Annotated in this window: 20 protein-coding genes and 1 other RNA gene; 5 read left to right on the forward strand and 16 right to left on the reverse strand. The window is 58.9% G+C overall.

Annotated elements, in window-relative coordinates; translation table 11 throughout:
- From mraY to rsmI, 9 genes are all read right to left on the reverse strand, one after another.
- Positions 1–1,083, reverse strand: coding sequence for a phospho-N-acetylmuramoyl-pentapeptide-transferase (gene mraY / locus PMI36_RS14995; protein WP_007904350.1), 1,083 nt, complete (start codon positions 1,081–1,083; stop codon positions 1–3).
- Entirely contained in the window at positions 1,083–2,450 is a 1,368-nt protein-coding gene (locus PMI36_RS14990) for a UDP-N-acetylmuramoyl-tripeptide--D-alanyl-D-alanine ligase (protein WP_008072112.1), read from the reverse strand. Before PMI36_RS14990 ends, mraY begins: the two co-directional genes overlap by 1 nt.
- A complete protein-coding gene (locus PMI36_RS14985; protein ID WP_008072113.1) occupies positions 2,443–3,906 on the reverse strand; it encodes a UDP-N-acetylmuramoyl-L-alanyl-D-glutamate--2,6-diaminopimelate ligase in 1,464 nt (487 codons plus the stop codon). Before PMI36_RS14985 ends, PMI36_RS14990 begins: the two co-directional genes overlap by 8 nt.
- Entirely contained in the window at positions 3,906–5,645 is a 1,740-nt protein-coding gene (locus PMI36_RS14980) for a peptidoglycan D,D-transpeptidase FtsI family protein (RefSeq protein WP_177319036.1), read from the reverse strand. The genes PMI36_RS14985 and PMI36_RS14980 overlap by 1 nt, the downstream gene beginning before the upstream one ends.
- A complete protein-coding gene (gene ftsL / locus PMI36_RS14975; protein ID WP_032830409.1) occupies positions 5,645–5,938 on the reverse strand; it encodes a cell division protein FtsL in 294 nt (97 codons plus the stop codon). Before ftsL ends, PMI36_RS14980 begins: the two co-directional genes overlap by 1 nt.
- On the reverse strand, positions 5,935–6,882 hold the full coding sequence (rsmH, locus tag PMI36_RS14970) for a 16S rRNA (cytosine(1402)-N(4))-methyltransferase RsmH (protein WP_008072115.1): 948 nt from the start codon (positions 6,880–6,882) through the stop codon (positions 5,935–5,937). Before rsmH ends, ftsL begins: the two co-directional genes overlap by 4 nt.
- Positions 6,879–7,334, reverse strand: coding sequence for a division/cell wall cluster transcriptional repressor MraZ (gene mraZ / locus PMI36_RS14965; protein ID WP_003205355.1), 456 nt, complete (start codon positions 7,332–7,334; stop codon positions 6,879–6,881). The genes rsmH and mraZ overlap by 4 nt, the downstream gene beginning before the upstream one ends.
- A 355-nt stretch (positions 7,335–7,689) precedes the next feature.
- Positions 7,690–8,043: RNase P RNA component class A (rnpB, locus tag PMI36_RS30075), an RNA gene on the reverse strand.
- A 73-nt stretch (positions 8,044–8,116) separates the two neighbouring features.
- Positions 8,117–9,022: a 16S rRNA (cytidine(1402)-2'-O)-methyltransferase gene (gene rsmI, locus PMI36_RS14960; RefSeq protein ID WP_162130625.1), complete on the reverse strand. Its 906-nt coding sequence runs from the start codon at positions 9,020–9,022 to the stop codon at positions 8,117–8,119.
- A gap of 176 nt (positions 9,023–9,198) precedes the next feature.
- On the opposite strand from rsmI, the gene PMI36_RS14955 reads away from it, so the two are divergent.
- From PMI36_RS14955 to PMI36_RS14945, 4 genes are all read left to right on the forward strand, one after another.
- A complete protein-coding gene (locus PMI36_RS14955; RefSeq protein ID WP_008072117.1) occupies positions 9,199–11,010 on the forward strand; it encodes a penicillin-binding protein activator in 1,812 nt (603 codons plus the stop codon).
- Positions 11,010–11,372 (forward strand): YraN family protein, encoded by a 363-nt coding sequence (locus PMI36_RS30620; RefSeq protein WP_007904371.1) that lies wholly within the window; start codon positions 11,010–11,012, stop codon positions 11,370–11,372. The genes PMI36_RS14955 and PMI36_RS30620 overlap by 1 nt, the downstream gene beginning before the upstream one ends.
- A gap of 104 nt (positions 11,373–11,476) precedes the next feature.
- Positions 11,477–12,070 carry a phosphoheptose isomerase gene (locus tag PMI36_RS14950; RefSeq protein ID WP_007904374.1) on the forward strand — a complete coding sequence of 198 codons (594 nt, stop codon included), beginning with the start codon at positions 11,477–11,479 and terminating at the stop codon, positions 12,068–12,070.
- The gene (locus PMI36_RS14945) at positions 12,067–12,645 is read left to right on the forward strand and encodes a BON domain-containing protein (protein WP_008072118.1); all 579 of its coding nucleotides are present in this window, start codon (positions 12,067–12,069) and stop codon (positions 12,643–12,645) included. The genes PMI36_RS14950 and PMI36_RS14945 overlap by 4 nt, the downstream gene beginning before the upstream one ends.
- Positions 12,646–12,729: 84 nt before the next feature.
- Here the strand turns inward: PMI36_RS14945 and PMI36_RS14940 are convergent, their stop codons facing one another.
- The 7 genes from PMI36_RS14940 to rplM form a co-directional block, all read right to left on the reverse strand.
- Positions 12,730–13,143 (reverse strand): ClpXP protease specificity-enhancing factor, encoded by a 414-nt coding sequence (locus tag PMI36_RS14940; RefSeq protein ID WP_008004998.1) that lies wholly within the window; start codon positions 13,141–13,143, stop codon positions 12,730–12,732.
- A gap of 16 nt (positions 13,144–13,159) precedes the next feature.
- The gene (locus tag PMI36_RS14935; RefSeq protein ID WP_007905304.1) at positions 13,160–13,777 is read right to left on the reverse strand and encodes a glutathione S-transferase N-terminal domain-containing protein; all 618 of its coding nucleotides are present in this window, start codon (positions 13,775–13,777) and stop codon (positions 13,160–13,162) included.
- 150 nt (positions 13,778–13,927) lie between these two features.
- Positions 13,928–14,710 (reverse strand): cytochrome c1, encoded by a 783-nt coding sequence (locus PMI36_RS14930; RefSeq protein WP_008072119.1) that lies wholly within the window; start codon positions 14,708–14,710, stop codon positions 13,928–13,930.
- Positions 14,710–15,921, reverse strand: a complete 1,212-nt coding sequence (locus PMI36_RS14925; protein WP_008072120.1) for a cytochrome b — start codon at positions 15,919–15,921, stop codon at positions 14,710–14,712. The genes PMI36_RS14930 and PMI36_RS14925 overlap by 1 nt, the downstream gene beginning before the upstream one ends.
- Complete coding sequence (gene petA, locus PMI36_RS14920; RefSeq protein ID WP_007905300.1) at positions 15,921–16,514, reverse strand: ubiquinol-cytochrome c reductase iron-sulfur subunit; 594 nt, start codon at positions 16,512–16,514, stop codon at positions 15,921–15,923. The genes PMI36_RS14925 and petA overlap by 1 nt, the downstream gene beginning before the upstream one ends.
- A gap of 267 nt (positions 16,515–16,781) precedes the next feature.
- The gene (gene rpsI / locus PMI36_RS14915) at positions 16,782–17,174 is read right to left on the reverse strand and encodes a 30S ribosomal protein S9 (protein WP_002555064.1); all 393 of its coding nucleotides are present in this window, start codon (positions 17,172–17,174) and stop codon (positions 16,782–16,784) included.
- Positions 17,175–17,188: 14 nt separating this feature from the next.
- Complete coding sequence (rplM, locus tag PMI36_RS14910; RefSeq protein ID WP_007905295.1) at positions 17,189–17,617, reverse strand: 50S ribosomal protein L13; 429 nt, start codon at positions 17,615–17,617, stop codon at positions 17,189–17,191.
- A gap of 245 nt (positions 17,618–17,862) precedes the next feature.
- Here rplM and PMI36_RS14905 point away from each other — a divergent pair, with 245 nt between their 5' ends.
- Positions 17,863–18,903, forward strand: coding sequence for an NADP(H)-dependent aldo-keto reductase (locus PMI36_RS14905; protein WP_008072121.1), 1,041 nt, complete (start codon positions 17,863–17,865; stop codon positions 18,901–18,903).
- Positions 18,904–18,981 lie beyond the last annotated feature (78 nt).

An 18,981-nucleotide genomic window follows, 5' to 3' on the forward strand; every position in this document is an offset into this window, starting at 1 on the left:
CTACCTCAGCTTCAGGGTGGCAAGGCCGACCAGTACCAGAATCACGGTGATGATCCAGAAACGGACGATCACGCGCGGCTCGGGCCAGCCCTTGAGTTCAAAGTGGTGGTGTATCGGTGCCATGCGGAACACACGGCGACCGGTCAGCTTAAAGGAGGCAACCTGGATGACGACCGACAGGGTCTCCATCACGAACACGCCGCCCATGATGAACAGAACGATTTCCTGGCGGACGATCACCGCGATGGTACCCAGGGCCGCGCCCAGCGCCAGTGCGCCGACGTCGCCCATGAACACTTGGGCCGGATAGGTGTTGAACCACAGGAACCCCAGGCCCGCACCGATCAGCGCGCCGCAGAACACAATCAACTCACCCGCGCCCGGTACGTAGGGGATCAGCAGGTACTCAGCGAATTTCACGTTACCCGACAGGTAGCAGAAGATCCCCAAACCGCCGCCGACCATCACGGTAGGCATGATCGCCAGACCGTCGAGACCATCGGTCAGGTTGACCGCGTTGCTCGAGCCGACAATCACGAAATAGGTCAGGACGATGAAACCCGCGCCCAGTGGAATGCTGTAGTCCTTGAGCATCGGCAGGATCAGGGTGGTTTCTACCGGCGTCGCGGCAGTCATATAAAGGAAGATCGCCGCGCCCAGGCCGAACACCGACTGCCAGAAATACTTCCAGCGGCTCGGAAGGCCACGGGAGTTTTTCTCGATGACTTTGCGGTAGTCGTCTACCCAGCCGATGGCACCGAACAGCAGGGTCACCAGCAACACCACCCAAACGTAACGGTTGGCCAGGTCGGCCCAAAGCAAGGTGCTGACACCGATGGACGAAAGAATCAGCGCGCCGCCCATGGTCGGGGTGCCGGATTTGGACAGGTGCGATTGCGGACCGTCGTTGCGAACGGATTGACCGATCTGACGGTTCTGCAAAGTGCGGATCATCCACGGGCCATAGCACAGCGACAAGACCAGCGCGGTCAGCACACCGAGAATCCCGCGCAGGGTCAGGTACTGAAAGACCGCGAAGCCTTTGTAGAACTGTTGCAGATACTCCGCTAGCAGCAGCAGCATTAATGTTTCTCCAGACGGGTCCCGCACAAAGCGGCGACGATGTTTTCCATCGCGGCGCTGCGCGAGCCCTTGATCAAAATGGTGGTGTTTGTGTCCTGCTCGGCTTCCAGGGCCTTGATCAGCTCAGCCTGAGTGCTGAAGTGAAAAGCCTGCTCGCCGAAAGCGTTTACGGCGTGGGTCATCATTGGCCCGACCGCGTAAAGCGCGGAAACCTTGCCGCGGGCGTACTCGCCCACATCGCGGTGCCCCTGCTCCGCCCAATCGCCCAACTCGCCGATATCTCCGAGCACCAGAACGGTGCGGCCGGAAAAGCCGGCGAGTATATCAACGGCGGCGCACATGGAGGTGGGGTTTGCGTTGTACGTGTCATCAATCACGCGCATACCGTTAGTCGCCAGTTGCGCGACGGCACGACCCTTGACCGGTTGCACTGCATTGAGCCCCGAAGCGATATGCGACAAGGACACGCCCAGGGCGTGAGCCGCCGCGGCGGCGGCGACTGCGTTGGTGACGTTGTGCCCGCCGAGCAGGTTCAATTGAATCCGGGCAATACCTTGCGGCGTGTGCAGTTCGAATGCAGGGCAGCCGCGTGCATCGGAAACGATGAAGCTGGCATGGAAATCTGCGGTGGCATCCAGCTGAGAGAAACTCAGCACCCGTCGGGCAGCGGCACGGGCCTTCCAGATCGGGAACGCCTTGTCGTCGAGGTTCAGCACGGCGATGCCCGAGGCATCCAGCCCTTCAATAATCTCGCCCTTGGCCTCGACGATTTTTTCCGGGCCGCCGAACTCACCGACGTGGGCAGTGCCGGCATTGTTCAGCACAGCGACATGCGGTTTGGTCATGGCAACGGTGTAGGCAATCTCGCCAAGACGCGAAGCCCCCAACTCGATGACCGCCGCCGTGTGTTCCGGCGCCAGTTCGAGCAGGGTCAGCGGAACACCGAGGTCGTTGTTCAGGTTGCCACGGGTCGCCAGCACCGGACCGCGCGTACGCAGGATGCTCGCAAGCATTTCCTTGACCGTGGTCTTGCCGCTGGAACCGGTGATGGCTGCGACCGGATGAGTGAACGCAGCGCGGTTCATCGCGCCCAATTGGCCGAGGGCCTGACGGGTGTCCTTGACCAGCAGCTGCGGCAGCGCGCTGTCGGCGACTTCGCGCTCGACCAGGGCACCCACGGCGCCTTTGGCGGCGACATCATTGAGGTAGTCATGACCATCGAAACGCGGGCCGGCCAAGGCAATAAACAATTGGCCGGGCTTGATCGCGCGGCTGTCGATGCTGACGCCGTCGAAGCTGGCGTCGCTGGCAATCAGACGGGCATTCAGTGCGCCGGTCAGTTCGCTCAGTTTCAAGGCTTTAAGCATGGGCCACCTCCCACGCGGTCAGGGCGTGATCGGCCTCGACCAGATCGGAGAAAGCGTGGCGCTCGCCGTTGATTTCCTGATAGTCCTCGTGACCTTTACCGGCCAGGACAATCACGTCATCGGCCGATGCGCTGGCGATCAATTGGGCAATCGCCTGGCCACGGCCTGCGACGAAGGTCACTTTATCCACAGCGGTAAAACCGGCGCGGATGTCGTCGAAAATCACTGTTGGGTCTTCGGTGCGTGGATTGTCATCGGTGACCAGTACGCCATCGGCCAGGCGCTCGACCACTTCCGCCATCAGCGGACGCTTGCCGCGATCGCGATCACCGCCGCAACCGAACAGGCACAGCAACCGGCCTTTGGCGTGTGGACGCAGGGCCATCAAGACTTTTTCCAGCGCATCCGGTGTGTGGGCGTAATCAACCACCACCAACGGCTGAGTACCACCACCCAGGCGCTGCATGCGACCGGCCGGGCCTTCGAGTTTCGGCAGCACTTTGAGGATTTCGTCCAGTGCGTAGTCCAGCCCGAGCAAGGCGCCGATGGCTGCCAAGACGTTGCTCAGGTTGAAACGGCCGAGCAAGGTGCTGCGCAAATGGTGTTCGCCTTGCGGCGTGACCAGCGTGGCGCGCACGCCTTCGTCGTCGAACTGCGCCTGGCGGCAATACAGGTAGGCGCTGGAATCTTCCAGGCTGTAAGTGATCAGTCGCGACTCGCCTTCATCGCCAGCCAGTTGCCGGCCGAAATCGTCGTCCAGGTTGACCACCCGGCACTTCAGATCATTCCAGGCAAACAACTTGGCCTTGGTTTCGCCATAGGCCTGCATGGTGCCGTGGTAATCCAGATGATCGCGCGACAGGTTGGTCATCACCGCCACATCGAACGCCAACGCCGTCACGCGGCCCTGATCCAGGCCGTGGGAAGAGACTTCCATGGCCACGGCTTTGGCGCCGGCTTTTTTCAGGTCGGCGAGGGTCGCTTGCACCGCAATCGGGTTTGGCGTGGTGTGCAGACCGCTTTCCAGCGCGCCGTAGAAACCGGAGCCCAGGGTGCCGACAATGCCGCAGTGCTGACCAAGCAGGTCGAGCGCCTGGGCGACCAATTGCGTCACGCTGGTTTTACCGTTGGTGCCAGTCACGCCGATCAGGTTCAAATGACGGCTCGGGTCGCCATAAAAGCGCCCGGCGATGTCCGACAGCTGCGCCGCCAGGCCTTTGACCGGAATCAACGGCACGTCGGTGATCGGCAGCACAGTCGCGCCTTCGACTTCATAAGCCACGGCAGCAGCGCCGCGTTGCAAGGCGTCGGCGATGTGCGCACGCCCGTCGAACTTGCCACCAGGAACCGCGAGGAACAGATCGCCTGCTCGTACGTTGCGGCTGTCCAGCGCCAATTCGCGGATCAACAGATCGCGGCCGGCGTGGGCGAAAATCTTGTTCAGGCTCAGCGACATCAGCCGCGCCCTCCATTAGCTTTCAGCGGAACGACCGGTGCGGCGTTCGCTTGTTGAGTGGCAGGCAGGTTGTCCGGGGTGATGTTCATCAGGCGCAGGGTCCCGGACATCACTTTGCTGAACACCGGCGCCGATACCAGACCACCGAAGTAACCGGCTTTGGTCGGTTCATCAATCACCACCACGATTGCGTAGCGCGGATCGCTCATCGGGCCGAAGCCGGCGAACAGCGAGCGATAGGAGTTCTCGGCGTAGCCCTTGGTGCCGACCGACGTTTTACGTGCAGTACCCGACTTGCCGCCCACGTGATACGCCGGCACCTGCGCACGGAATACACCGCGCGGGGCTTCGATCACTTGTTGCAGCATGGTTTGCATGGTTTTCGCGACAGCTTCCGGCAATACCTGTGTGGTTTGCGGTGCTTTGTCGGTTTTGATCAGGGTCAGCGGCGCAAGGCGACCATTGTTGGCCAGGGCCGAGAAGGCGTGGACCAACTGGATCGCAGTCACGGAAATACCGTAGCCGTAGGACAGCGTGGCGGTTTCAGCCTTGCGCCATTCGCGGTAGTTCGGCAGGTTGCCGACGCGCTCGCCCGGGAAACCGAGCCCGGTATCCTGGCCGAGGCCGACTTTCTGCGCCAGGCGGAAAATCGTTTCGCCGCCGATATCGAACGCGACCTTACTCATGCCGACGTTACTGGAATTGATCAGGATACCGGTCAGGTCGAGTACCGGGCCTTCACTCTTCGATACGTCCTTGATGGTGTACTTACCAATCTGCAAGGTGCCTGGATACACTTCGACGGTATCGGTCGGCTTCCAGCGGCCGGTTTCAATCGCGGCGCTCATGGAGATCGCCTTCATGGTCGAACCCGGCTCGAATACGTCGATCATCGCGCGGTTGCGCATCATCGCCGGTTGCAGGTTGCGACGGTTGTTCGGGTTGTAGGTCGGCTGGTTGACCATGGCGAGGATCTCGCCGGTCTTCACGTCCATGATCACCAGGCTACCGGCCTTGGCGCCATTCTCGATGATCGCATTGCGCAGTTCACGGTTGGCCAGATATTGCAGACGCAGGTCAATGGACAACGCCAAGGGCTTGCCGGCCTTGGCGTTTTTGGTGACCTGGACATCTTTGATCAGCCGGCCGCGCCGGTCCTTGATCACCTGCCGCTTGCCGGGGACGCCGGCCAGCCATTCGTCGTAGGCCAGCTCGACGCCTTCGCGCCCGTGGTCATCGATGTCGGTGAAGCCGACCATGTGGGCGGTGACTTCGCCGGCCGGGTAGAAACGCCGGAACTCTTCGATGCCATAAACACCCGGCACTTTCAGATCGAGCACAGCCTGGCCTTGCTCGGGGGTCAGCCCGCGCACCAGATAAATGAATTCTTTGTTGGCCTGGGCTTCGAGACGTTCAGCCAGGGCTTTCGGGTCCTGCCCCAAGGCAGCCGCCAGTGCCGGCCACTTCTCTTTGGCCGTTTGCATTTCCTTGGCGTTGGCCCACAGGGTGGTGACCGGGGTACTCACGGCCAACGGCTCGCCGTTACGGTCGGTGATCAGACCACGGTGAGCCGGAATTGGAATATGACGAACACTGCGCGCATCGCCCTGACCTTTAAGGAAGGCACGGTCGACCACTTGCAAATCGATGATGCGCCAGGCAATCGCCGCCACCATGATGCCGAGCAACCCGACCACCAGACGGAACCGCCATGGAAAGAGCGCGCCTTCGAGTTTCATCATGGCGCCACCATCTGCACTTCAGCGGCGCCGGGAATGCGCATCTTCAGTTGCTCGGTGGCCAGGACTTCGATGCGGCTATGGGCGGTCCAGGTACTCTGCTCGAGAATCAACCGGCCCCACTCCGCCTGCGCCTTGTCGCGCACGCTCAACTCGCCGTACAGCGAATTGAGCAACTGACGGTTCCAGTGCGCGCTATAGGACACGCCTATAGCCGACACAAGCACGCCGGCAAACAACAGCAGCATGAAAAAGCTTCCGCCGGGAAGTGGCTTGGCGAAAAGCTTGCTCACCGCAGCTTCTCCGCGACACGCATGACGGCACTACGGGAACGTGGGTTGGCTTTGAGTTCGGCCTCCGAGGCGGTCTGCGCTTTGCCATGGATTTTGATTACCGGTTCGAAAGCAACGTGACGGACCGGCAGGTTGCGCGGCAGGTTGTCGGCTTCGCCCTTCACCAGTTTGCGCATGAACAGTTTGACGATGCGGTCTTCCAGCGAGTGGAAGCTGATGACAACCAGACGGCCGCCCACTTCCAGGCATTCCAGCGCCGCTTCGAGGCCGGCTTCCAGATCGCCCAGTTCGTTGTTGACGTGAATACGCAGGCCCTGGAATGCACGGGTCGCCGGGTTCTTGCCCTTTTCCCATGCCGGGTTGGCGACTTTTAGCACTTCAGCCAGATCACCAGTGCGCTCGAACGGCTTGATGTCGCGACGCTCAGCCACGGCACGCGCCATGCGACCGGAGAAACGCTCTTCGCCGTATTGCTTGAACACCCGGGCGATTTCTTCCACCGGCGCGGTGTTGACGAACTCGGCAGCGCTGATCCCGCGGGACGGATCCATGCGCATGTCCAACGGACCGTCGTTGAGGAAGCTGAAGCCGCGCTCCGGGTCGTCGAGCTGTGGCGAGGACACGCCGAGGTCGAGCAGAACACCGCTGACCTTGCCGGCCAGACCGCGTTCGGCGACTTCCGAACCGAGCTCGGCAAAGCTGCGCTGCACAACGACAAAGCGGCCGTCTTCGGCCGCTAGCGTTTGCCCGGTGGCAATCGCTTGAGGATCTTTGTCGAATCCGAGCAACCGGCCATCAGGCCCGAGCTGGCTGAGGATCAACCGACTGTGCCCGCCACGTCCGAACGTACCGTCCAGATAGCAGCCATCAGGACGTACGGCGAGAGCCTCGACGGCTTCGTCAAGCAGTACGGTGATGTGGTTAAAGCCGCTATCAATAGTCACAGGATTAAATCACGCAGTTCATCAGGCATGGCGCCCGGTTGTTGAATAGCAGCCAGGTCAGCGGCAGAAACCGCATTCCAGGCATCCTCGTCCCACAATTGGAACTTGTTCAGTTGGCCTACCAACATCGCGCGCTTATCCAACTTGGCATATTCGCGAAGACGCGGCGGAACCAGAAAACGACCACTGCCATCGAGCTCGAGGTCGACGGCATTACCAATCAGTAAACGTTGCAGGCGGCGGTTCTCTTCGCGAAGCGAAGGCAGTGCGCGCAGTTTGGTTTCGATAATTTCCCACTCATCGAGGGGATAAACACACAAACACGGATCAACGGCATCGATGGTGACGATTAATTGACCGGAACTACGCGAAACCAGCTCGTCACGGTACCGGCTCGGCATAGCGAGACGGCCCTTTGCATCGAGACTGATAGCGTTAGCTCCGCGAAACACGTCAGCGTTTCTCCAAATATTAGCGTTTTACGCTCAAAAAACCCACTTCATGCCACTTTCCGCCACTTGCGCACACTATAGGAATGCGCCCACCACACCGTCAAGGCGCGGATTAAAGGAAAAGCCTTACAGAACGGAGATTTAGGAGCGTAAAAGGAGGGTTAACGAGAATCTGACGGATGAATTCGCTCAATAACTTGAATCAGCACATAAGGCTGCGTTCAGAAGTTAAAGTAGTTTGTTAAGAGTAAGATTTTTTCGGTATTACAAAAGCGCTTCTGCTATTGATTCAGCAGGGAGGGAAATTGCCATTACACACATCGCTGCCAATGACTCGGCAGAGAGGGAAAAAAAGGTGGAGAGTCGATCTGTAAGCCGGGTTCTGTCTTGAACAGTCATTCGTCTACGATGGCCATCACTGGACATCTTTAGCAACCTACCCGGTCCCAGCGCGGGCCACGCCTTGGGACCCTATTTGGTCTTGCTCCAAGTGGGGTTTACCTAGCCACGAACTGTTGCCAGACGTGCGGTGCGCTCTTACCGCACCTTTTCACCCTTACCGGCGCCGAAGCGCTTAGGCGGTTATTTTCTGTGGCACTTTCCGTAGGCTCACGCCTCCCAGGCATTACCTGGCACTTCGCCCTATGGAGCCCGGACTTTCCTCCCCCCCCTAATTTTCATAGAGGGCAGCGACTGTCCGATCGACTCTCCGCCGCGAAGATTAACGGCAGAGCGACCGAAGAACAAGCGCTAAAAGCCTCTGGCCGGCGCTGCACGTCGGTTTACTCGCCCTTCTGTTTATCCAGCGCGACCTGATAGAGCACATTCTTGCGTTCGCCGGTAATTTGCGCCGCCAATGCCGCCGCACGCTTGAGCGGCATCTCTTCGAGTAACAGATTGAGAATACGCATGGCTTCACTGCTGACAGCGTCTTCGGTCTCAGGGGCAGTCCAGCCCGCCACCAGCACTACACACTCGCCACGCTGCTGATTGCTGTCCGATTCGACGAACTCGCGCAACTCGGCCAGCGGCAAGCCTTTGAGGGTTTCGAAGGTCTTGGTCAGTTCCCGCGCCAGCAACGCCGGACGCTCGGCACCAAATACCAGCTCCATGTCTTGCAGGCACTCGAGGATGCGGTGCGGTGCTTCATAGAAAATCAGCGTGCGCGGCTCTTCTTTTACCAGCTCCAGACGAGCCCGTCGGCCGACAGCCTTGGCCGGCAAAAAACCTTCGAAGATGAAACGGTCGGACGGCAGGCCCGCCGCCGACAATGCCGCAATCAAGGCACACGCCCCCGGAACCGGCACCACATTGATCCCTGCGGTACGAGCCTGACGCACCAGGTGATAACCCGGATCGGAAATCAGCGGCGTCCCAGCGTCGGAAATCAACGCCACATCGTCGCCCGCCAGCAGACGCGTGATAAAGCGGTTACCCTCCTCACGCTCATTGTGTTCATGGCAGGCCGCCAGCGGTGTGGGGATACCGAAATGCTGCATCAATCGCTGGGAATGGCGAGTGTCTTCGGCCGCGATCAAGGCGACCTCACGCAGGATCTTCAGCGCACGCGCACTGATGTCGTCCAGGTTGCCGATGGGCGTCGCCACCACATAAAGCGAGCCAGCAGCGGAATTCAAAGCACCTGGAACAGTCAAAACGCACACCTCATGATCGGTAAAAGGCGACATTGTAGCGCGTAGCGGCGCTTGCGATACGCCTCCCCCTCCGCGGTTTTTCCAGCCTTTTGTGCAGTGCTGCAACATTTGCATGAGCTAAATTGATCGATTCACGCCAGTAACATCGCGCCCCGGCCAGTGCTTGGGTACAATTCCACGCTAATTTGATCGAGTATCAGGAACACTACATGATCGCTTGCCTGCGGCTGTTCACTGCCCTCTGCCTCGCTGCCTTGCTGGCGGCTTGCGCCAGCTCGCCCTCTTCCAGCCTTGGCGAACTTCCACGGACCCCGGATGCCAGTATCGAGCAACTGCTCGAACAGGCCACTCAAAGCAAAGACCCGGAAAAAGCCGCTCTACTGCGCTTGAGCGCGGCAGACCTGGCTTATCGCCAGGGTAATGCCGGCCAGTCCGCGCAAATCCTGCAACAGGTGCCGGTGGAACAACTCAAGCCTGGCCAACAAGTCTTCGCCAACACCCTGGCGGCTGAACTGGCCATGACCCGCAATCAGCCCAAAGCGGCGCTGACTGCCCTGAGCCATCCGAGCCTGCAACGCCTGAGCGAACTGCCCGCCGAACAACAGGTTCGCACCGGCACCGTTCATGCCCGCGCCCTTGAGGCCGACGGCCAGACCCTGGCCGCCGCACGGGAGCGCATCTTTATTGCGCCGATGCTTGAAGGTGAAGCCGCCAGCAAAAACCACGAAGCGATCTGGACCCTGATCGCTTCGCTGCCGACCGATCAATTGCAGCCGACCACCGACGATGACCTCGGCGGCTGGATCCGTCTGGCGCTGGTGGTTAAAACGGCCGGCACCCTGGAACAGCAGCAAGCCGCGATCGACAACTGGCGCGAACAGAATCCAAAGCACCCGGCTGCCGTCCAGCTGCCGTTGCCATTGACCAAACTCAAGGAGCTGGCCAGCCAGCCTCTGAGCAAGATCGCCCTGCTGCTGCCGCAAGACGGCCCACTGGGTCCGGTTGGCAAAGCACTGCGTGAAGGCTTCATGGCTGCTCACTACCAGGCGCAACAAGCCGGGCAGAAGCCGCCAGCCATCGAATTCTATGACAGCTCGCGCCTGACCTCCCTCGACGAGTTCTATCGCAAGGCCCAGGCCGATGGCGTGCAACTGGTAGTCGGCCCGCTGGAGAAGCCGCTGGTCAAACAGCTCAGCGCGCGCCCGCAACTGCCGATCACTACCCTGGCCCTGAACTACAGCGAAGGCGCACAAGGTCCGGCCCAACTGTTCCAGTTCGGTCTTGCCGCTGAAGACGAAGCCCGCGAAGTGTCCCGTCGCGCACGCGCCGATGGCCTGCACCGCGCCGCGATCATGGTGCCGAAAGGCGAATGGGGCGACCGCGTACTCAGGGCGTTCAGCCAGGATTGGCAAGCCAACGGTGGCAGCATCGTCGCTACCGAACGCGTCGACCAGCCGGTGCAACTGGCCCAGCAGATTGCCGACATGTTCCAGCTGCGCCAGAGCGAAGGCCGCGCCAAAAGCCTGCAAAGCACCGTTGGCTCGCAGGTTGCCGCTCAACCTTCGCGCCGTCAGGACATCGAGTTCATCTTCCTGGCCGCGACGCCACAACAGGCTCAACAGATCAAACCGACCCTGAACTTCCAGTACGCGGGTGACGTGCCGGTTTACGCCACCTCCCACGTATTCAGCGCCAGCGGCGATCAGAACCAGTACAACGATATGAACGGTATTCGCTTCTGCGAAACCCCATGGTTGCTGGATGCCAATGACCCACTGCGCAAACAGGTCACTGCACAATGGCCACAAGCCGGCGGCAGCCTGGGCCGTCTGTACGCGATGGGCGTTGACGCCTATCGCCTGGCACCGCGCCTGGGGCAACTCAAGGCCTTGCCGGACAGCCGCATCCAGGGTCAATCGGGCAGCCTGGGCATGACTCAGAGTCAACGGGTCGAGCGTCAGTTGCCATGGGCAGAGTTCGCCAACGGTCAGGTTCAACGCCTGCCGGACACCTCGCGCTGATGCCTGACAGGTCACGCCAGCAAAGCGGTAAAGATGCCGAGCGTCATGCGCTCGAGCATCTTCAGCAACAAGGTCTGCGCCTGCTGGCGCAGAACTGGTTGTGTAAACGCGGCGAGCTTGATCTGGTCATGCTTGATGGCGATACAGTAGTATTCGTCGAAGTCCGCTATAGAAAAAACACCCAATGGGGTGGTGCGCTCGATAGCATCGATGGGCGCAAACGGCAGAAACTGATTTTTGCCGCGCAGTATTTTCTTCAGCGCGAGTCGCGTTGGGCCAATTCCCCCTGCCGCTTCGACGTGGTTGCCATCGACAGCAACCTTGATCAGTTGAACTGGTTGCAGAATGCCTTCGACAGCTGATCGCTTGCGTCCCGAACCGGACACCTTCACCCAACACTTTTGCTCTTTGCTTTGCGGGCTGCACATTCATGTGCCGAGTAGCCGCGCTAATTAAGGTCACACAGATGGACATGCAATCGCGAATTCGCCAGCTTTTTCAGGCCAGTATCGACACCAAGCAACAGGCGATGGACGTACTTGCACCGCACATCGAGCAAGCCAGCCAGGTCATGGTCAACGCCCTGCTCAACGAGGGCAAAATGCTGTCCTGCGGCAACGGCGGCTCCGCCGGTGACGCACAGCACTTCTCGTCCGAGCTGCTCAACCGCTTCGAACGCGAGCGCCCGAGCCTGCCCGCCATCGCGCTGACCACCGACAGCTCGACGATCACCTCGATCGCCAACGATTACAGCTACAACGAAATCTTCTCCAAACAGATCCGCGCCCTCGGTCAACCGGGTGATGTTTTGCTGGCGATTTCCACCAGCGGCAACTCGGCAAACATAATTCAAGCGATCCAGGCCGCACATGATCGCGAAATGATTGTCGTAGCATTGACCGGTCGTGATGGCGGCGGCATGGCGTCACTGCTATTGCCTGAGGACGTCGAGATTCGCGTACCAGCCAACGTCACTGCACGTATTCAGGAAGTCCACCTGCTGGCGATCCATTGCCTTTGCGATTTGATCGACAGCCAACTGTTCGGGAGTGAAGAATGACCCCTAATCGCCTAGGCCTTCTGGCCTTGACCCTGTGCCTTGGCATCAGCGGCTGCACCTCGGTGGTTAATGCCAGCCGTGAAGCGCCGATCGATGATGACCGCGGCACCCGCACCTTCGGCAGCAAGATCGACGACTCCCTGATCGAAACCAAGGCCGGTGTAAACATCGCCAAGGCCGATCCGGACCTGGACAACAACTCGCACATCGTCGTCACCAGCTTCAACGGCGTGGTGCTACTCGCCGGGCAAACCCCTCGTGCCGACCTCAAGGCCAAGGCCGAACAGGTTGCCGCCTCCGTGCAGCGCGTGAAGAAGGTGCATAACGAACTGCAAGTGCTGCAACCGTCCTCGCTGCTGGCGCGTCAGAACGACACCTGGCTGACCACCAAGATCAAGACCCAGATGCTCACCGACGCCTCCATCCCGGGTTCGCGCATCAAGGTTGTGACCGAAAACGGCATCGTCTATTTGCTGGGTCTGCTGACCAAGCAGGAAGCGGCTCAAGCGACCAATCTGGTACAAGGCGTTTCCGGCGTGCAGAAGATCGTGAAGTTGTTTGAGTACATCGACTGACGCGACTGTAAGCACCAGTAGAAGCCTACGGTTTGAAGGTGGTGAAGTAATAAAAAAGGCGATCCATTCGGATCGCCTTTTTTATTACTTCACCACCTTCAAACTCGGTCGACCGCTGGGACGCGGCGGCTCACTGTCGGGTGGCGGAACATCATCATCCGGCTCGATCTCTTCCTCGTCTTCCAGAGGCGATTCCATATCGAACACCATGCCCTGACCGTTCTCCCGGGCGTAAATGCCCAGGATCGATGCGATAGGCACGTACAGGGTGTGCGGCACGCCACCGAAGCGCCCCTCGAAACTGACTGCCTCGTTGTCCATATGCAGATGACGCACGGCTGCGGGGGAAACGTTCAGGACAATCTGTCCGTCACTGGCAAAACCCTGAGGCACCTGCACCGACGGATACTCGGAATTGACCAGCATGTGCGGGGTGCAATCGTTGTCCACAATCCACTCGTAGAGCGCGCGGACCAGATAAGGTCGACTGGAGTTCATAGCGGCTCCTTAAGCCTTAGCGCATATCGCGTTCGACACCAGACAGACTCGCCTGGAAAGCCTCACGCGCAAACGAGCGCTCCATATAATCAAGCAGCGGCTTGGCAGGCCGCGGCAGTTCAATACCCAGAATCGGCAATCGCCAGAGTATTGGCAATAGGCAGCAATCCACCAGACTTTGTTCCTCACTGAGGAAAAACGGCTTGTCGGCAAACAACGGCGACACGCCTGTCAGGCTTTCGCGCAGCTCTTTACGAGCCACGACACGGGCTGCTTCCTTGGTCCGCGAATCCAGAATCAGATCCACCAGGCCACACCAGTCACGCTGAATACGATGAATCAGCAGACGACTGTTGGCACGCGCCACGGGATAAACCGGCAGTAGCGGCGGGTGCGGGTAACGCTCATCCAGATACTCCATCACCACGGTCGACTCCCACAACGCCAGGTCACGATCGACCAGGGTGGGCAGGCTTCCGTAAGGGTTCACCTCAATCAGTTTAGGCGGCTGGCGACCAGCTTCCACGTAAATGATCTCGGCGCTGACACCCTTCTCTGCAAGTACGATGCGCACTCGGTGGGAATAGTGGTCGGCGGGGTCGGAGTAACAGGCCAACCGATTGGTCACGCCCATGGCGGTCCTCCTCGCTTGTTGAAATTATCGGAAACGGAAAAACACGCGCGCCCAGAGGGCGCCTCCCGTAACGCCTGGATCACCAGACTCGTTACACCTTCAGAGACGCCCCTGGGCGCGCGCGATTAACAGCAATGGCTTACCGCTTTATCAATGGACGTCTTTCCAGTATTCACGCTTGAGCAAGTAAGCGAATACGAAGAAGAACGCCAGGTACAGCAACACATAGGTACCGATGCGCTGATGCTGCAGCTTCACCGGGTTGGCCGAGTAGGCCAGGAAGGTCACCAGATTCTTGACCTTCTCGTCGAACTGCTCTTCGTTCAGCGTGCCGGTTTTCGGCAATACAGTCAGTTGATCGCAGGCTTCATGGGTCAAAGCGGTGCCAGTCAGCGGATCGTATTGCTTCTTGCCGTCTTCGACGACTTGAACTTGTTTACAGCCTACCACCTGACGACCCTGCAGGCCGACCAGAACGTTAGGCATGCCGACGTTCGGGAACACTTTGTTGTTCACGCCCCATGGACGTGACGGGTCTTCATAGAACGAACGCAGATAGCCGTAGAGCCAGTCGGTGCCACGAACACGAGCCACCAGCGTCAGGTCGGGCGGCGCCGCACCGAACCAGGTCTTGGCGTCAGCCGGCTGCATGCCGATGTTCATGTGATCGCCAATCTTGGCGCCGGTGAACACCAGCTTCTCAAGCATCAACTCGTGAGGAATGCCCAGGTCATCGGCGACACGCTCGTAGCGCTGGAACTTCGCGCTGTGGCAGCCCATGCAATAGTTGGCGAACGTGCGTGCGCCGTCCTGCATGGCAGCCTTGTCGGAAACGTCGATGTCGACTTTTTCCAGTTCGGGACCACCGTGTTCGGCCGCAAAGGACAGTACAGGCATCGCCGCAAGAATCAGTACAGCAAATAGCTTTTTCATCAGCCAGTCACCCTTTCCGGAACCGGTTTGGTCTTCTCGAGCCTGGTGTAGAACGGCATCAGAATGAAGTAGGCGAAGTACAGGAAGGTACATACCTGCGACAGCAACGTACGGCCTGGCGTTGGCGCCAGAACACCCAACACACCCAGGATCACGAACGAGATGCAGAACACCCAAAGCCAGATCTTGCTCAGCCAGCCTTTGTAACGCATCGACTTGACCGGGCTGCGATCCAGCCATGGCAGGACGAACAGCACAGCGATGGCCGCGCCCATGGCGATTACGCCCAGGAGCTTGTCCGGAACCGCCCGCAGAATCGCGTAGAACGGTGTGAAGTACCAGACTGGAGCGATGTGCTCAGGGGTCTTGAAGGCGTTCGCCACTTCAAAGTTCGGCTTCTCGAGGAAGTAGCCGCCCATTTCAGGGAAGAAGAACACGATCGAGCAGAAGATGAACAGGAACACCACCACGCCGACGATATCTTTCACGGTGTAGTACGGGTGGAAGGCAATGCCGTCCAGCGGTATACCGTTTTCGTCTTTGTGCTTCTTGATGTCGACGCCATCCGGATTGTTCGAACCGACTTCGTGCAGCGCCAGAATATGCACCACCACCAGACCGAGAATCACGATCGGCAGGGCAACCACATGCAAGGCGAAGAAGCGGTTCAGGGTAATACCGGAAATCAGGTAGTCACCACGAATCCACTGGGTCAGGTCGTTACCGATGACCGGGATCGCACCGAACAGCGAGATGATCACCTGGGCACCCCAGTAGGACATCTGGCCCCACGGCAGCAGATACCCCATGAAGGCTTCAGCCATCAGCGCCAGGTAGATCAGCATGCCGAAGACCCACACCAGCTCACGCGGCTTCTGGTACGAACCGTAGAGCAGACCACGGAACATGTGCAGATAGACCACGATGAAAAACGCCGAAGCGCCAGTGGAGTGCAGCAGACGCAGGATCGAGCCGTACTCGACGTCGCGCATGATGTATTCGACGGAAGCAAACGCTTCTTCCGCCGACGGGGTGTAACTCATGGTCAGCCAGACACCGGTAACGATCTGGTTGACCAGAACGAGCAGTGCCAGGGAGCCAAAGAAATAGAAGAAGTTGAAGTTCTTCGGGGCGTAGTACTTGCTGAGATGGTCTTCCCACATTTTGGTCGCGGGGAAGCGCGCATCAACCCAATCCATGAACTTGCTCATCACGCTTTCTCCGTATCGACGCCAATGACAATGATGTCATCGGTCTCATAGGAATGCGGGGGAACTGGCAGGTTCAAAGGCGCAGGTTGCGACTTGTAGACGCGGCCAGCCAAATCGTAGTGAGAACCGTGGCAAGGGCAGAAATAACCCCCTACCCAATCCTTGCCCAGGTCTGCAGGAGCCACTTCCGGACGGAAAGTTGGTGAGCAACCCAGATGCGTGCAGATACCGATCAGCAACAGAACTTCTGGCTTGATCGAACGCGTTTCCGGGTCGACATAGGTCGGTTGCGTCGAGTTCTTGGAGGTCGGGTCAGACAGCTGGCCCTCGATCTTTTTCAGATTCCCCAGGATTTCCTCGGTACGGCGGACAATGAACACCGGCTGGCCGCGCCACTCAGCAATCATTTGCTGACCTGGCTCGATTTTGCTGACATTCACTTTCACCGGTGCACCTGCGGCTTTCGCCTTGGCACTGGGAAACCATGACCCCACGAACGGGACCGCAGCCCCCACCGCTCCTGCAGCACCCACCACGGATGTGGCTGCTACCAAGAAGCGACGCCGGCCTGCATTCACGCCGTCATTGCTCATTCAGTCCTCTCCCATCAGCTTTGTGGCCTGTTAAATCAGGCGTCTACTAAGTAAAAATCTGAACTTATAAAAATTTTGCCGAATGGTAATGAAAAGCCCCAATTCTGACAAGGTAATTACCGAGGGGCTTCACTGCCAAGCCTTGCAGTATAGGGCCTCTGCGGATGTGGCAAGTTGTCACAGCGCAATTCCTTGATAAATCACGCCCATAAAAAAACGCCCAGCTTCGCGAGGAAACTGGGCGTTCTTTTTGAACGTGAAAGCGAATTAACGCTTCGAGTACTGCGGACGCTTACGCGCTTTACGCAGACCAACTTTCTTACGTTCAACTTCACGAGCATCGCGAGTAACGAAGCCAGCTTTGCGCAGAGCGCCACGCAGGGTTTCGTCGTACTGCATCAGTGCGCGAGTGATACCGTGGCGGATTGCGCCAGCTTGACCACTTACACCACCACCGATCACGGTGACGTAGATGTCGAACTTCTCGACAGTCTCAGTCAATTCCAGCGGCTGACGAACTACCATGCGGGCAGTTTCGCGGCCGAAGAAATTATCCAGCGAACGGTTGTTGATGGAGATGTTACCAGTACCCGGACGCAGGAAAACGCGTGCGGTTGCGGTCTTGCGACGGCCAGTGCCGTAATTTTGAGTCGCCGACATAATGAACTATTCCGTTAAAACTTCAGTTCTTGGGGCTGCTGAGCAGTATGAGGGTGTACAGCGCCCGCATAGACTTTCAGCTTACGATACATGTCGCGACCCAGCGGGTTCTTAGGCAGCATGCCTTTGACCGCGGTCTCGATCACGCGCTCAGGGGCTTTAGCGATCAGTTTTTCGAAGTTGATCGACTTGATGCCGCCCGGGAAACCGGAGTGGGAGTAGTAGATTTTGTCGGTGGTTTTAGCACCGGTTACACGAATCTGCTCGGCATTGATAACGACGATGTAATCGCCGGTGTCAACGTGAGGAGTGTACTCAGCTTTATGCTTGCCACGCAGACGGCTCGCGATTTCGGTGGCCAGACGACCCAGGGTCTGACCTGCAGCGTCGACGACAAACCAGTCGCGCTGTACTGTTTCCGGTTTAGCAGTAAAAGTTTTCATTCTTTATAGCCTCAGGGGCCGCCCTGTAAATTAGACGGCGGATCTTACTGAATAGTGCGTACTTTGACAAGTCAAAGGCAGCCGGATACAGACGCTTTCGGGGGCTCGGGTCGGCGCGTCCGTTCAACGGCAAGATTCTTCGGCGGCGGTGCATCACTTCCACTGCAGAAAGAGGTGCGCAATTATGCAGATTGCGAAAAATATTTCAACCTGCTTTTATGATTGTTTTGCCCAAGGAGCACCCGATGGACTATCGCCAGCTAGGCCGAACCAATCTGAACGTGAGTGCAATCTGCCTCGGCACCATGACCTGGGGCGAGCAAAACAGTGAGGCTGAAGCCTTCGCCCAGATCGAACGAGCCAAGAGCGCGGGCATCAATTTCATCGACACCGCCGAAATGTACCCCGTGCCACCCAAGGCCGAAACCTACGCCACCACCGAGCGCTACATCGGCAATTACTTCAAAAGTCGCGGCGATCGCGCCGACTGGATCCTGGCGAGCAAGATCGCCGGCCCCGGCAACACCATCGACTACATCCGCGACAAAAACCTCAAGCACAACCGCGAGAACATCGTCCAGGCCGTGGATGCAAGCCTCAAGCGCTTGCAGACCGACTACATCGATCTCTATCAGCTGCACTGGCCTGAACGCAGTACCAATTTCTTCGGACAACTGGGCTACAAGCACACGAGCGAAGTCAACCTCACCCCGCTGGAAGACACCCTCGAAGCACTGGACGAACAGGTCAAGGCCGGCAAGATCCGCCACATCGGCCTGTCCAACGAAACGCCGTGGGGCACCATGCGTTTCCTCGCCCTCGCCGAAGCCCGTGGCTGGCCGCGCGCCGTATCGATCCAGAACCCCTACAACCTGCTCAATCGCAGCTTCGAAGTCGGCCTGGCGGAAATCGCCATCCGCGAACAGTGCGGCCTGCTCGCCTACTCGCCGCTGGCGTTCGGTTTCCTGTCGGGCAAGTACGAAGGTGGCGCGCGTCCGCCCAAAGGTCGCCTGAGCCTCTACAGTCGCTTCAGCCGCTACTTCAATCCTCAGTCAGAGGCAGCGTGCAGCCGTTATGTGGCACTGGCCCGTGAACACGGTCTGGATCCGGCGCAGATGGCCCTGGCCTTCGTCACACAGCAACCGTTCGTCACCAGCAACATCATCGGCGCCACCACGCTTGAGCAACTGGACAGCAACATTGCCAGCTTCGAGCTGAAACTTTCCGACGAAGTGTTGGCAGGGATCGAGGCGATTCACCAGGACCATCCGAACCCTGCACCTTGATCGATAGGTGAAAAGCCTTCGCGAGCAAGCCCGCTCCCACAGTTGATCAGTGTTGATGCACATATTTGTGCATCGACA

Origin of the sequence: Pseudomonas sp. GM79, assembly GCF_000282495.1 — a bacterium.
Classification (GTDB): Bacteria; Pseudomonadota; Gammaproteobacteria; order Pseudomonadales; family Pseudomonadaceae; genus Aquipseudomonas.

Excerpts from the sequence above, each read along its gene's own strand:
- mraY (WP_007904350.1), bottom strand. The coding sequence starts at position 1,083 with ATGCTGCTGCTGCTAGCGGAGTATCTGCAACAGTTCTACAAAGGCTTC.
- PMI36_RS14990 (WP_008072112.1), bottom strand. The coding sequence starts at position 2,450 with ATGCTTAAAGCCTTGAAACTGAGCGAACTGACCGGCGCACTGAATGCC.
- PMI36_RS14985 (WP_008072113.1), bottom strand. The coding sequence starts at position 3,906 with ATGTCGCTGAGCCTGAACAAGATTTTCGCCCACGCCGGCCGCGATCTG.
- PMI36_RS14980 (WP_177319036.1), bottom strand. The coding sequence starts at position 5,645 with ATGAAACTCGAAGGCGCGCTCTTTCCATGGCGGTTCCGTCTGGTGGTC.
- rsmI (WP_162130625.1), bottom strand. The coding sequence starts at position 9,022 with ATGTCGCCTTTTACCGATCATGAGGTGTGCGTTTTGACTGTTCCAGGT.
- PMI36_RS14955 (WP_008072117.1), top strand. The coding sequence starts at position 9,199 with ATGATCGCTTGCCTGCGGCTGTTCACTGCCCTCTGCCTCGCTGCCTTG.
- PMI36_RS30620 (WP_007904371.1), top strand. The coding sequence starts at position 11,010 with ATGCCTGACAGGTCACGCCAGCAAAGCGGTAAAGATGCCGAGCGTCAT.
- PMI36_RS14950 (WP_007904374.1), top strand. The coding sequence starts at position 11,477 with ATGGACATGCAATCGCGAATTCGCCAGCTTTTTCAGGCCAGTATCGAC.
- PMI36_RS14945 (WP_008072118.1), top strand. The coding sequence starts at position 12,067 with ATGACCCCTAATCGCCTAGGCCTTCTGGCCTTGACCCTGTGCCTTGGC.
- PMI36_RS14940 (WP_008004998.1), bottom strand. The coding sequence starts at position 13,143 with ATGAACTCCAGTCGACCTTATCTGGTCCGCGCGCTCTACGAGTGGATT.
- PMI36_RS14935 (WP_007905304.1), bottom strand. The coding sequence starts at position 13,777 with ATGGGCGTGACCAATCGGTTGGCCTGTTACTCCGACCCCGCCGACCAC.
- PMI36_RS14930 (WP_008072119.1), bottom strand. The coding sequence starts at position 14,710 with ATGAAAAAGCTATTTGCTGTACTGATTCTTGCGGCGATGCCTGTACTG.
- PMI36_RS14925 (WP_008072120.1), bottom strand. The coding sequence starts at position 15,921 with ATGAGCAAGTTCATGGATTGGGTTGATGCGCGCTTCCCCGCGACCAAA.
- petA (WP_007905300.1), bottom strand. The coding sequence starts at position 16,514 with ATGAGCAATGACGGCGTGAATGCAGGCCGGCGTCGCTTCTTGGTAGCA.
- rpsI (WP_002555064.1), bottom strand. The coding sequence starts at position 17,174 with ATGTCGGCGACTCAAAATTACGGCACTGGCCGTCGCAAGACCGCAACC.
- rplM (WP_007905295.1), bottom strand. The coding sequence starts at position 17,617 with ATGAAAACTTTTACTGCTAAACCGGAAACAGTACAGCGCGACTGGTTT.
- PMI36_RS14905 (WP_008072121.1), top strand. The coding sequence starts at position 17,863 with ATGGACTATCGCCAGCTAGGCCGAACCAATCTGAACGTGAGTGCAATC.